We start from the raw sequence: 12,803 nt of genomic DNA, 5'->3' as shown, positions 1-12,803 counted from the left end.
TTTTACGGGCAGTTAATGCGGGATAAATGAAAAAGGAGCAAATCTCTAACTGAGATTAGCTCCTTTTTCTATTCCAAAACCAATTGCTTATTATAATTCCTGTTAACCCGCCGCACGTATCAAGCAATGAATCTTGCCACATCGGTGTACGGTCTCCCGTAAACCATTGATGAATTTCATCAAATGTTGCATACCCCGCAACGAAAAGGAGGGCGTATGCAAAGCACCTTTTTCTCGAATAACCCGATCGATGAAAAGCATAATACGTCAATGAACCGAGCATAAAGAACACCATAAAATGAGCACCTTTACGAAGGAAAAACTCAACAAATCCACCTACACCTTTATTTGCGATACTAACAGGTGTACCTCCCCCATAATCGATAGATACCCATGAAAAATGATCTTTCACAAACTCAACATTTATATATTGCTCAATATCCGAGCGCATATCCTGTTTTTTATATGGCTGTGCTGAAGAATAGAAAATAATCCCCATCCATAGTAATACAGGAATCCAAAATAACCATTTACGATTCATTCTCCCGAAAACCCCTCTCTTAGTCTTTTAAGAGTACCAAAAAAAAGAAAAAATTTCACGCCAAAACATGACATTTACACCCTATTTATAAAGTGAAAGGGGGTGATAAACATGGCAGTTGAAACAATCGTAATGGATTTAACTTTACGCCTTGTATTAAACGGAGGATTAGACAAAAACGGTAAAACAGTTTTTAAGAACAAACAATTCAAACGTGTGAAAACAAATGCAGATTTAGGAAAAGTACATGAAGTAGCACGTGCTCTTGCTTCACTACAACAATCATCACTTCACGCTGTACAACTTGTAAGCACGTCAGATCTTTCTAATCTATAATTAAAAGGAGAGAATAAAACATGCAAGTACTAGAGTTAATTTTCGTGAAAGAAGATGGAAAAACAGTTGCCTTTTCTATCGAAAATCCCATCACACCAGTAAATGAACTAGTCGTAAATCAAGTAATGGATACCATTCTTTCTTCATCTGTATTTTCATCAATTAGTGAAAATACTCGTAAAAAAGGGGCTCGCCTCATAGAAAAAAACGTATCTGAAGTTCAGATTACTCCGTAAATCAAAAAGACGAATCTGCATTATTTTGCAGATTCGTCTTTTTTCTTCGGCATTTCAATTGGAATAAAGATGTTTGAAAAACCAACACAAACATACTTATAATTCTCTCCGCCTAAATCAAACTCTGTCGTATATGTTGAGAAGAAAATATAATCATTTCGCTTTGTATAATGCTCAATTAATAATCCAACTTGTGGTTCAACATACTTATTTGCCAATTTTTTTCCCGCCGATGCTAAGTCGCCAAGTATACCCTCTTTGTTTTCTTTCTCAACCTCTTCTAGCTTCTTACTCACATCATTACGCTTCATAAATTGTTTTGCTGCCCAATCCGTATATTCTCCCTTACCCGGATTACTGTTTGCTAAATAAACTAAGAGAACAACAGCTAGAGCCATAATAATATACTTTTTCTTCATGCTATATCACCGCCTACTCTTTTCTATTTTCATATATATGTACAAGCGATGCAAATTAGAAAGACTATCATCTATTGATTGTAAACGAACCGTAAAAATTTACAATACGAAACAAAAGATTAATAATTATTTTACATAATTCGTATATAATTATATTCGGAATAATAATTTTTATAAGGGAGGATTTTAGAATCATGGATAATGAGAATGATATTTTTATTTCTAGTTCTACAATGATGCTCGAACCTTGCAAACACCCTTATTACCGGACAAAAATTATCGACAGTAGCGGAAACCCTCTGTACTCTTGCCAAACAGCTATCCAACTCATAAAGAAATCTTGTCTAACACATGTTCATTCTACTTATCAAGGTAGACGTCATGCAGTCCAAATAAACTTTAAGCTCAAACAAAATGTTCCAATTCCGATTAATCACAAAGAATATATTTGCGTTTTCCCAACAGAATCTCCTTCTTCTCCAAGCTGCATTTGGTTGTTCTATAACCATATAGATGAGATAGAGTTTTCCAAAAAAACTAACAAAGCTAACATTCATTTTTTTAACGGAACTACCATAACAATACAAATAGGTTCTCATAAGTTACAGCAACAATTTTTCAAATCTGGACATGTATTATCCCGAATGAACATGAAAGATTCATTACCTTAAAAAACCTCTTGCCACATTTACTACCTTAAAGTAAATAGAATGGAACGCAATATTTCCTTTGCTTTGCCTTCCATTCTACTTATTATTCTTATCCCCTTACACTATCTCTCATTTTCTCAAGTGCTTGTCGATATACCCATCTCACTTGATAGTACGTCATCCCCATTTCAGAAGCTATCTCTCCCATATTTTTCCCTGTAAAAAATCGCTCTGAAATGATATGCCTCTCCCTCTCATCTAACACACTCATAAAGTCCTTCGCCCTCGTTCCAGCATCTTCACACTCAAATCGTTCCTCATACTCGTCCGTGCATACATAGCGCTCTTGCACTACGCATTCTTTCTTCAACCTCTCCAATATATAACCACGTACTGTTACAACCGCATAAGCAGGAAAACTCCCTTTCTCCTCCTCATACCTTTCATACGCATGCCAAAGACCAATTAAACCACATTGATAATACTCTTCATACTCCTGGTAAATATTTAACCTCTTTATTTGATTTACAATCATACCTTCATACAAAACAACCGTATCTGCAAAAGTCGCTGGCTTCACACAGTGCCCGTTTCTAAAAGGTATACCTCTTCAGTATTCCGCGGTACCTCTACAATATAAAATGAGAAAGGAAATTTCATTGTGGGTAATTTCAAATACTGCTGCCGTAATTTGAAATTACACTAGGCAGTATTTGAAATTCTAATAGGGGTATTTGAAATAGGGGGAAAAATAAAAAAGGTGACTCTCGGAAGAGTCACCTTTTCAAAACAACATGTTATGCGCCAAAATCAGAGAACATACCGCCTAACATACTAAAGCCAATTGTAAGGATAAAGAATATAGAAATTAAAATTATTGCTTGTTTTTTACTTAAACCAGCAACGATATGCAAGCCTAAGCCAGTTAAAATTAGGCTCCAAATGTTAAAGACTTCAAATGCAGAACCAATGCCATATGCAATTGTTCCTTGTTCAAATAAAGGCCCTAAACTTGTATATTTATCAGCGCCATTTCCACCAAGAATATATCCTAAAGCTACATTGAGAAGACTACCAACATAAAAGACAACATTGGCATATATATAAATAGATAATATCTTCATATATGGAGTATCATTGCTCATAAACATCATAATAACTTTATAAAATCCTGCTACCACAAAAAGACCAACAGCTGTTCCAACTAGACCTCCAAAAGCCCCAAATCCAAGTGTAGTCCATTTCATTATCCCCGTCGTATCATCCTTAACCAACTTCGCCAGCTCCGGAGTATTAAGTAATCCTAAATAAGCTACCGCTGCTGATAAGATTGTCCCCATTAAAAGAAATAAGAAAAATCCTCCCCAGACCGGGCTGTTCGTCTTCATTCTCTCAAACTGTAAACCAGGAGAAGTAATCATTCCAAATAATGATGGCTTCTCTCCTTCAACCTTTTGCGTATTCAAATTCGCTTCCATTATAACGCCTCCTTCTATTTATATAACCCGTTCTAACGGGCGGTTCACATCCTCATTTAGAGGCTACGAACCGCCCACTAGAACGGTAATGTGCATTAGAGAGTTTTCTCTCTAATACACTAGTAAATTACTCATAACGAAGTGCTTCGATCGGATCTAACTTCGCAGCTTTGTTTGCTGGAATTAATCCGAAGATAATACCTAGTGTCATAGAGAACAATACGCCCCCAACGACAACTTCCCATGAAACGAGCGGTGGCCACTTCGCAAATGTGGAAACGATATATGCCCCGCCATACCCAAGACCAATTCCGATTAAACCACCTAGAAGCGTTAGCATAACTGCTTCAATTAAAAACTGTAATAAAATTTTACTACGTGTTGCTCCAAGCGCTTTACGCACTCCGATTTCACGCGTACGCTCCGTTACAGATACGAGCATGATGTTCATTACACCAATACCACCAACGACTAATGAAATACCAGCGATACCGCCGATGATCATCGTCATAATATTAGTCATTTTTGAAATACCTTCTTGAAGTTCTTTTAAATTCATAACCTCGTATTTACCAGTTGCATCAGTCGGTTTACGACTATTTAAGACATCTGCAGCTTTTTTACCTGCTTTTTCTAAATTATCTACATTTTTCGCTTGAACAGAAATATTTTGAATTTCATCTTTTCCATACAGTGTCGGCCATAATGAAATTGGAACTAGTGCTTCTGATGGTCCCATTCCCATAAACTCGTTATCTGATTTGTAGACACCAATAATTTGCATCGGTTGACCTTTCATTTCAATAATTTTACCGACTGGATTGGCATCCTTAAACACCTTTTCTTCCATTTGTTTACTAATCATGACAACATTATTACCTTGATCCACATCTGATTCTTGTAAAGAACGTCCCTTTAACAACTTTACTTTATTTACTGCAAAGTACTCACTGTCTAATCCAGTAATATTCACCATTTCTATTTTATCTTCAATATCAATTGGTTCCATACTTGAATTTGTTGTTACAACATGTGCGATATCTGGAATTTTTTTAATTTCAAAAATATCTTCTTCAGTTATCTTCGGTGCTTCTACCATCGCCATACCAAAAGGATCATTCATATCGGCACTATAATGAATCGGTACCGTTTGATTACCTGATCCAACAAATTGGGATTTCAGTGCAGCTTCCCCGCCTTGCCCAATCGCAACGACGGTAATAATAGAGCCTACACCGATAATAATCCCTAGCATCGTCAAAGCTGAGCGTAGTTTATGAGCTAAAATAGACGATAAGGCAATTTTCATACTATCTAGTAAACTCATACTGCACACCTTCTATCTTCTGTAACTTTCCCATCTCGCAGTACAATGCGGCGGGAAGAATACGCTGCTACCTCTTCTTCATGCGTAACCATAACAATCGTCGTACCTTCTGCATTGAGCTTCGTGAAAATATCCATAACTTGTGCACCAGACTTCGTATCAAGTGCACCTGTCGGCTCATCGGCCATAATAAACGTTGGATTATTTGCAATCGATCTCGCAATCGCTACACGTTGCTTCTGTCCACCTGATAACTCACTAGGTAAATGATGGACTCTATCTGATAATCCAACTTTTCCAAGCGCTTCAAGGGCTCTCTGACGACGCTCTGCTTTCTTCACCCCACCATAGATGAGCGGAAGTTCAACGTTTTCCACTGCGGAAAGACGCGGCAGCAAATTAAAGTGCTGGAACACAAAGCCGATATATTCATTACGAATTAAAGCTAGTTTTGACTCGTCTGCTGTTAAGATATTCACATCATTCAACATATATTCGCCCTCTGTTGGACGATCTAAACAACCGATAATATTCATAAGCGTTGATTTACCAGAACCAGACGGTCCCATAATAGAAACGAACTCACCGCTTTGAATTGTTAAACTAATACCATGTAAAATCGGCACTGCCAATTTTCCTTGATAATATGTTTTAGCAATATTATTTAACGTAATCATTTCTCTTTCACTTCCATTCCGTCATACACGTTGTCGGAAGGATTTTTAACCACCTTTTGCCCCACTGTTACGCCTTCAACAACCTCTGTCCAATCTCCATCATTCGCACCTTTTTTCACATTTTGCTTACGAAGTTTTCCTTTGTCTTCGATATAAACAAATGCATCTTCGCCTTTTTCTACAATGCTCTTACTTGGAACAGCAATCATCGTCTTATTCTCTAAATTTACTTGCAGAGAAACGTGATAACCTGGAGATAAACCATCTTGGCTATCAAGACTTGCTTTATATGTATATTGAGACATATTTTGAGTTCCCTCACCAGCAGCTTGAGCCATCTCTGCACTCGTTGGGAATTCACTTACTTCCGTAATCTTACCTGTCCACTTCTTCTTATTATTTGCTTTCGCAGTTACAGTGAACGTTTGATCTTTTTGAATTTGTGACTTTTGAAGCTCTGTTAAAGTCCCTTGAACTTGGAACGGGTCTTTAGAAGCAACTTGTAAAAATGCTTTCCCTTGACCACCTAATGCCTGAGATGAACTTTGCGCTGCATCCTTATCTAACTTCTGTACAACACCAGTAAAATTACTATAAATCGTAAGTTCTTTCTGTTTTTTACTTAACTCTTCTTTTTGTAACTTCCCTTTTTCTTTCTCAAGGTCAGTTGTTTTCTGAGCCATTTCTAACTCACTTACTTGCTCTTCCATTGGGTCTGTTACTTCTTTCCCAGCCCCGCCATCTTTTACCTTCTTAATTTCTTTCTTCAATGAATCAATCTTCTTTTTCCCTTGATCGTAACGCATATCAGCCATCTTCTGATCAAGATCAGCTTGCTTCATTTGAAGATTAATTTCTTCATTATCATAAGAGAATAGTTTCGTTCCTTTTTCTACCTCTTGTCCTTCTTTCACTGCAATATCTTTCACTTTTCCTTTAGTCGGATCCGCATAGAAACTTTCAATATTTCCTGGCTTCACTTGACCAGAAATTAATTTCGTATTATTAAGCTTACGCTCTGTCACTTTCTCAAAGCTTACAGCATCTGTCTTCGCCGTACCTTTCTTCTTACCTTGCATAACAAAAATATTAACTGCTGCTACAATAACAATTAGTGCAATAACTCCGATGATAATCCATTTCTTCTTCTTGTTTGGAGTACGAACCGTATTTGGTAACATATTCTCTCTCCTTTTATATCTTAATAGTTTAATAGATATTTAATTGTATAAAACTTTCGGAAAATTTCATCCCCACTTACATCGTTACACTCATTTTACAAAGTTTTACACAATCATTTATATTGTAACAAAAATACCAATGATTAGAAATATGACATTCTATCTTTTAAGATAGTTTTAAGGAAAAGAAAAATCCAATTTAAATTAGTTTTTTTGTATTTAGATGATACATTTTCATCTTACACAACATCAATTTCATGCTCCCTCCTTTACTAAAGAACTTCCTACTAATTTGAATTATTAAACTAAATTCCCCAATTGTATCGCCCTCATTTTTGTCATATATATTTGACATTTTATTTATCCAAGTGTAGAGTGTCATATATATGTGACACTTCGGTACACGAAGCCTACAACTATTAATAGGAGGTTTATATTTGAATAACGTTAAAAACTATCGAAAATCTGAAGGCCTGTCTCAGCTAGAATTAGCTAAAAAAGTTAATGTGGCTAGACAGACAATAAACTTAATTGAAAACAATAAATATAATCCTTCTTTAGCTTTATGTATCGAATTAGCAAAAGCGTTAAAAACAGATTTAAACAGCCTATTTTGGGAGGGAGATTAAATGATGAAAATTGAATGGAAAGAAAAAGTTTATAATAATTTTATTGGAACAATTAGTGAAAGAGATGAGTATCAAAAACAAGAAATCAATAAAGAATTAGCTATAGCTGGAATTGGTTTATGGTGGTTAAATATGTTGGTAATGCTTATTATGTTACTCGTCGATACTATGAACCATACAATATCTATAGGTACTATATTTATTTTTCTTATTAATATGATTTATGCTAATTATTTAATCTTTAAATTGAAAAAAAAGGGCCTAAATGATACTGAGTGTGCAACAGAAGAAGAGTATTTAAAACATAAAAAGACATTAAAAAAAGCTGGCTTAAAAGCAGGTGCACTTTGGGGATTCCAAATGTTTGTATTTATGACTTATATCCTTCCTTATTTAGGTTCAGAAGAACTCTCTGTCTCTTTATTTGATGTTGTACTTTGGGGCTGTGCTGGGGCTTTTTTCGGTCTATCCATGTATGTAATTGCTTTATTAAATCTAAAAAAATTATATTAAGTAACTAGCCCCTCAGTAACTGAAAGTACTATTTAATATATAAGCGATTTACACATAAAACTTTAATTTTACATATGGTCGTCCTTTCGATTATTAAAAAAGCGATCCAAAATAATGATTGGATCGCTTTTCTGAATAAACTATTACGCCACTTTAGGACCTTTTCTCTCATGTCCACGTTGAACGATAAATAAGAATACTGTTGATAAAATACCGCCTGCTAATAGTAAGATGAAACAGCCATCCCAGCCAGAACGATCAACAATAACACCAATTGCTGCGTTTGCTACAAGACTTCCGCCTACATAACCGAACAGACCACACATACCAACTGTTGTACCTACTGCAAATTTCGGTACTAATTCCATCGCACTTAAACCGATTAAAAACTGTGGTACGTAAATTAAACAACCGATAATAGAAACTGCAATACTTACAACAAGTACGCTAGATGCTTGCCAATATACAACCGTACCAACAACAACTCCGGCCATACTCATAATACATAATGGCATACGTTTTCCTTTAAATAACTTATCACTTAAAAGACCAACGATTAATGAACTTGGAATTGCCATACCTTCAAAAATCGCGTATGCAGCATGCGCTTCTGCTTTTGAAAAACCTTTAACTGTCGTTAAATAAAGCGGAACCCAGTTAATAACACCGAAACGAATTAAGTAAACAAATGCATTTGCAATACATAAATACCAAACGAACTTATTTGTCACTACATATTTCATCAAAATTTCTTTTGGTGACATCTTATTAGCATTATCTGCTTTTTCAAGATTTTCATAGTCATTACGATACTCATCAATTGGAGGAAGACCTTCAGATTCTGGTGTATCCTTCGCATTAATCCAAACAAGAACTGCAATTACCATTGCGATAATCGCTGGGAAAATAAATACCCCGCCCTGCCAATGATTTTCACCGAAAATACCTACACCAATTCCGACAAGGGGCGGCACTAGCATTCCACCAACGTTATGTGAAATATTCCAAATACCTGTTTTCGTACCACGTTCTTTCTTCGAGAACCATTTCGTCATAACGATACTACAAGGTGGTGCTCCCATACCTTGTACAATACCATTTAAGACAAGTAATGTAACAATCATCCCAAATGAAGATGCAAAACCGAAGCAAATATTTACAAGCCCTGATAAGAATAATCCGACTGCGATAAAGCGCTGGGCGAAAGCTTTATCGGATAAATTCCCCATAAAGAACTTACTAAATCCATAAACAATTGCCATTACTGAACCTAGCAATCCAATTTCAGCTGTACTAAAACCATATTCTTGTACTAAATACGTACTTGATAACGTAAAGTTACTGCGCACTAAATAATAAGCAGCATACCCAACTGAAATTCCCATTAGCACACGAATACGTAATAATTTGTATACCCTGTCAATCATATCTGCCGGCAACCTCTCAATTGCAGGTGCTGGCTTAAGCCATTTAAACATATTCTTTCGTCTCCTTTTCTCACTGCTGAGAGAGACGCTGTCTATTCCATATCTCGATTATTCCACTATTTGATATATTTTTGTTCGTCCTTCTAACTGGCTGACCTTCTATCTCTTTCTGATTCTTCGCAAACATCGTTGGTACGCCAAACGAAACTTTTTCTAAAATGTGCCCCGCTTCTTCTGATAAACAATAATCAATAAATAAGTCCGCTATAAAACCACTCGGTGCACGCTTCAGTTTCGAAATCGCATTAACAGATAAGCCTGTTTGCTCAGGTTCATTACTTACAATAGGAAAGCCTTGTTTCTGAAGCATTCTCTGATCTCCCGCAAAATTGATGCCTATCATATATTCACCGCTCGCAACCAGTTCTGCGGGCATATAACCATTCACCGTTACTTCACCAACTTGCCTTGCAAGATTCTTAACATACTCTTTCGCTTCTTCTTCACCTAAAGTATCAATAAGTGATTGAAACAAAGTATATGCTGTGCCGGAAACGTTTGGATCAGGCATTGCAATCTTACCCGTATATACCGGATCTAATAAATCTTGCCACCTTGATGGATAGGGAAGACCGAGCGGCGCTATTTCTTCATTCCACCGCTCTTTATTAATCGCGATTGCCAGTTTCTCCACTTCATAACCGTACCAATAACCATCTTTATCTTTAACAGTCTTTGAAATACGATTCGCATGCTGGGTCGTAACAGGAATAGAAAGGTTCTTTTGCTTCATCATTTGATGCGCATCTACTGTACCGCCAATAATAATATCCGCCTTCGGATTTCCAGCTTCCTCTTCTACTCTCCGAAGAAGTTCTTCTGTCGATAGACGAATAAATTCATATGTACACCCGCGTTGTTTACAAAATGACGAAAGCAAAGCTTCACCAACTTCCTCGCGTGCTGCTACATACGCAACGAGATGACGATCATCCAAAATAGGGAGACCACTTTTATTATATTTAATAGAGGTTGTATCTCGAGAGCAACTAGACATCGCTCCTCCGATTACTAGCAAAAAGAAGAAAAAGGCTATCTTTCTCATGACACACTCTCCTTTACAAGGAATTCTGCTAGGGAGCCCTTCATATACATGACATTCCCGTTATTATCACCGAGATATTGCACAACAAAGTACGATGGATACACAGAAATAGTTAGAATATCCTCCCGCTCATTCTTTACACGTTTGCCTGTTTTATAGGCAGTAATATAAGCAATCGGCTCATTCTGTGATTGTAATAATTTCTGAATTTCTCCGTAATCTGTAATTTGCTTTGCGTATCGAATAGAATCAAATATTTGCGTAAGATCTATAGTACGTATTACATCCCCTTGCCTCACTACAACTTCCTTTGCCTCCGCAAAGAAATTACTAATGCGCTCTGGTGTATAATACAGGCTTAACAAATACGTTTGAAATGCTGAGATCATCGGATCCGTGCCATTCTTTCCGTATACATTAGCCTCGTACTGGAACAAGTCACCTACTGCAAAAGTACGTTTATGTCCATTCAAGTACGTTACTTCTCCAGTAAATACTTGTTCTTGATTCCTCGCTTCTCTCGGTTCTATTCGAATTCGGTCAAAGAATGAAACAATCGTATGCAAACGAACTTCATCCGTTACAACAATTTCTCCCCACTTCTCATGCCTTACTTTCACTTCAGTAGGAAGGGATTCATTCACTCTTTGTAAAACGGCTTGTTTGTCATCCACAATTGTGATTCGATTATATATTTGCTTCTCAATAACATAAAACAAAATAAGAGAAACGATCATACAAAAGACAAACATAAGAATTTGAAATGATAGCCTTTTCATTTCTGCCTACCTCCAAGATAAAAAAACGTTGTTTCGAAAATACCGCATAATTGTTTCATAAATGTATCATTTAACCGCTTTCAAGTTTTTTATGTCTTCCATCCGTCTCGGAAGTAAAAATGTAATGCATATTGTAGTTCCCATTTCTTCACTACTCCCAATTCGCATACTTCCGCCTTGCTTCTTCATAATCTCCTGACAAATGTATAAGCCATAGCCATTCCCGTAACTTGAAGGAAGCACCTTACCTTCCGGAGACTCATTCCATTCTGCAAGCACACCTTCATCCATACCAATACCATCATCATGAACAAAAACTTTCGCTTCCTGCTCATTTATAATTACATTCATACGAACTTGCGTAGCATCACTATATTTAATCGCATTATCAAGCACATTCAAGAAAATTTGCTTCGTCTTATCAAAATCCGCAACGACGTGCACTTCTGTTAACTCATTCATAACTTCAATTTCAAACTGCTGCAACCTAAGTTTCACAATCGAAACCGCTTCTTCTGCCAATTCTTTAATATTCACGACTGTAGGTGACACTTCAAACGTACTCTTCCCGTACTTTGAAGACTTAAGTAATTCCTCTACAAGTGATAATAGACGCTCACTTTCTACAGACACATAACGGAGGCTCTCCTGCACATCCTCCTTCGACTGCAACTTCGGAATTAAATCTACATACCCGATAATCGCTGTTAGCGGTGTTTTCAGCTCATGTGTAATCCGGTCCAAGAAATCTTTCTGTTTCTCTTTCTCTTCCTTCAGCTGCTTAATATGCAGCTCAATCCCATCAGCCATCGCATTAAAGGACGCTGAAAGCTGCGCAATTTCCACATACTCATTCAGCTCAATCTTACTTTCATAATCTCCATTCGCAAGCCGATATGCCATTTGCCTTAACTGATCAATTGGCTTATGAAGAGACTTCGCCAAACGAATCGCAAAGAAAATACCAGCAGCTACTAAACAAAGAGACGTCATTAAAAACGTCCAACTCACATTTGTTAAAACTTCCTTCTCATCCGCTAACTCATTTATAAAACGAATACTACCAATGACATCGTTTCCATAATAAACCGGACTTGAAAACAAAAGAATTGGAGCTGGATCTCCCTCCTCGAAAACATAAGATTTCTTTCCCTTCAAAGAACTCCCAATGTCAATATTCCTATGAAGTAATGCCCCTTTTTGTGTATCTGCAACAACATCTCCATTCTTCCCAATCATCTGCACACGGACATCCATTCGCTTCGCTAAATACGAAGCAATTAAAAGTGAATTAGGACCTAGCGTCTCTACCTCTGCTTCCTTCTCTAAATAATTCATCGTATAAATTTGCGCTTCCACACTTAACTTTTCTAAGGAATCTGCCGCATTATGATACACATTCTTCTCCAGTGCAATATAAACAACCGCATACAAAAGAACAAGAATTGGAATCAACAACCCAACTATTCCAAACACCATATTTCGTTTTAAAGACATATCATCAC

The 12,803-nt window shown here is 36.7% G+C and carries 16 protein-coding genes; 5 read left to right on the top strand and 11 right to left on the bottom strand.

Annotated elements, in window-relative coordinates; translation table 11 throughout:
- Positions 1-55: 55 nt before the first annotated feature.
- Positions 56-541, bottom strand: a complete 486-nt coding sequence (locus tag MR066_RS15160; protein ID WP_088031765.1) for a VanZ family protein — start codon at positions 539-541, stop codon at positions 56-58.
- A 111-nt stretch (positions 542-652) separates the two neighbouring features.
- Between MR066_RS15160 and MR066_RS15155 the strand changes: the two genes are divergently transcribed.
- Both MR066_RS15155 and MR066_RS15150 read left to right on the top strand, forming a co-directional pair.
- The gene (locus tag MR066_RS15155) at positions 653-877 is read left to right on the top strand and encodes a DUF1659 domain-containing protein (protein ID WP_002016256.1); all 225 of its coding nucleotides are present in this window, start codon (positions 653-655) and stop codon (positions 875-877) included.
- Positions 878-897: 20 nt separating this feature from the next.
- Positions 898-1,113: a DUF2922 domain-containing protein gene (locus MR066_RS15150; protein ID WP_002034804.1), complete on the top strand. Its 216-nt coding sequence runs from the start codon at positions 898-900 to the stop codon at positions 1,111-1,113.
- Positions 1,114-1,133: 20 nt separating this feature from the next.
- Here MR066_RS15150 and MR066_RS15145 read toward each other — a convergent pair whose 3' ends face one another.
- On the bottom strand, positions 1,134-1,532 hold the full coding sequence (locus tag MR066_RS15145; RefSeq protein ID WP_002034805.1) for a DUF4359 domain-containing protein: 399 nt from the start codon (positions 1,530-1,532) through the stop codon (positions 1,134-1,136).
- 194 nt (positions 1,533-1,726) lie between these two features.
- On the opposite strand from MR066_RS15145, the gene MR066_RS15140 reads away from it, so the two are divergent.
- A complete protein-coding gene (locus tag MR066_RS15140; RefSeq protein ID WP_044439437.1) occupies positions 1,727-2,203 on the top strand; it encodes a competence protein ComK in 477 nt (158 codons plus the stop codon).
- Positions 2,204-2,291: 88 nt separating this feature from the next.
- On the opposite strand, the gene MR066_RS15135 is transcribed toward MR066_RS15140, so the two are convergent.
- The 5 genes from MR066_RS15135 to MR066_RS15115 all read right to left on the bottom strand — a co-directional run bounded on the left by MR066_RS15135 (position 2,292) and on the right by MR066_RS15115 (position 6,845).
- Positions 2,292-2,762: a sigma-70 family RNA polymerase sigma factor gene (locus tag MR066_RS15135; protein ID WP_085312824.1), complete on the bottom strand. Its 471-nt coding sequence runs from the start codon at positions 2,760-2,762 to the stop codon at positions 2,292-2,294.
- A 217-nt stretch (positions 2,763-2,979) separates the two neighbouring features.
- Positions 2,980-3,660, bottom strand: coding sequence for a YknW family membrane protein (gene yknW / locus MR066_RS15130; protein WP_242247606.1), 681 nt, complete (start codon positions 3,658-3,660; stop codon positions 2,980-2,982).
- 127 nt (positions 3,661-3,787) lie between these two features.
- Complete coding sequence (locus MR066_RS15125; protein WP_061688704.1) at positions 3,788-4,987, bottom strand: ABC transporter permease; 1,200 nt, start codon at positions 4,985-4,987, stop codon at positions 3,788-3,790.
- Positions 4,984-5,664: an ABC transporter ATP-binding protein gene (locus MR066_RS15120; RefSeq protein WP_002130002.1), complete on the bottom strand. Its 681-nt coding sequence runs from the start codon at positions 5,662-5,664 to the stop codon at positions 4,984-4,986. Before MR066_RS15120 ends, MR066_RS15125 begins: the two co-directional genes overlap by 4 nt.
- Positions 5,661-6,845 (bottom strand): efflux RND transporter periplasmic adaptor subunit, encoded by a 1,185-nt coding sequence (locus tag MR066_RS15115; RefSeq protein WP_242247605.1) that lies wholly within the window; start codon positions 6,843-6,845, stop codon positions 5,661-5,663. The genes MR066_RS15120 and MR066_RS15115 overlap by 4 nt, the downstream gene beginning before the upstream one ends.
- Positions 6,846-7,282: 437 nt before the next feature.
- Here MR066_RS15115 and MR066_RS15110 point away from each other — a divergent pair, with 437 nt between their 5' ends.
- Together MR066_RS15110 and MR066_RS15105 are read left to right on the top strand one after the other, a co-directional pair.
- Complete coding sequence (locus tag MR066_RS15110) at positions 7,283-7,474, top strand: helix-turn-helix transcriptional regulator (RefSeq protein WP_002089683.1); 192 nt, start codon at positions 7,283-7,285, stop codon at positions 7,472-7,474.
- Positions 7,475-7,987 carry a DUF3278 domain-containing protein gene (locus MR066_RS15105; RefSeq protein ID WP_242247604.1) on the top strand — a complete coding sequence of 171 codons (513 nt, stop codon included), beginning with the start codon at positions 7,475-7,477 and terminating at the stop codon, positions 7,985-7,987. It abuts the gene before it with no gap.
- 143 nt (positions 7,988-8,130) lie between these two features.
- Here the strand turns inward: MR066_RS15105 and pgtP are convergent, their stop codons facing one another.
- The 4 genes from pgtP to MR066_RS15085 form a co-directional block, all read right to left on the bottom strand.
- Positions 8,131-9,465 (bottom strand): MFS transporter, encoded by a 1,335-nt coding sequence (gene pgtP, locus MR066_RS15100; protein WP_002184617.1) that lies wholly within the window; start codon positions 9,463-9,465, stop codon positions 8,131-8,133.
- A 19-nt stretch (positions 9,466-9,484) separates the two neighbouring features.
- Complete coding sequence (locus tag MR066_RS15095; RefSeq protein ID WP_002143816.1) at positions 9,485-10,519, bottom strand: ABC transporter substrate-binding protein; 1,035 nt, start codon at positions 10,517-10,519, stop codon at positions 9,485-9,487.
- Positions 10,516-11,298, bottom strand: coding sequence for a DUF3919 family protein (locus MR066_RS15090; RefSeq protein ID WP_002089688.1), 783 nt, complete (start codon positions 11,296-11,298; stop codon positions 10,516-10,518). Before MR066_RS15090 ends, MR066_RS15095 begins: the two co-directional genes overlap by 4 nt.
- Positions 11,299-11,364: 66 nt before the next feature.
- Positions 11,365-12,795 (bottom strand): HAMP domain-containing sensor histidine kinase, encoded by a 1,431-nt coding sequence (locus tag MR066_RS15085; protein WP_242247787.1) that lies wholly within the window; start codon positions 12,793-12,795, stop codon positions 11,365-11,367.
- Positions 12,796-12,803 lie beyond the last annotated feature (8 nt).

Origin of the sequence: Bacillus cereus group sp. BfR-BA-01523 (assembly GCF_022662615.1) — a bacterium.
GTDB lineage: Bacteria > Bacillota > Bacilli > Bacillales > Bacillaceae_G > Bacillus_A > Bacillus_A mycoides.
Note: the sequence above shows the minus strand (reverse complement) of the source record. Positions and strands in the feature narration are given on the sequence as shown.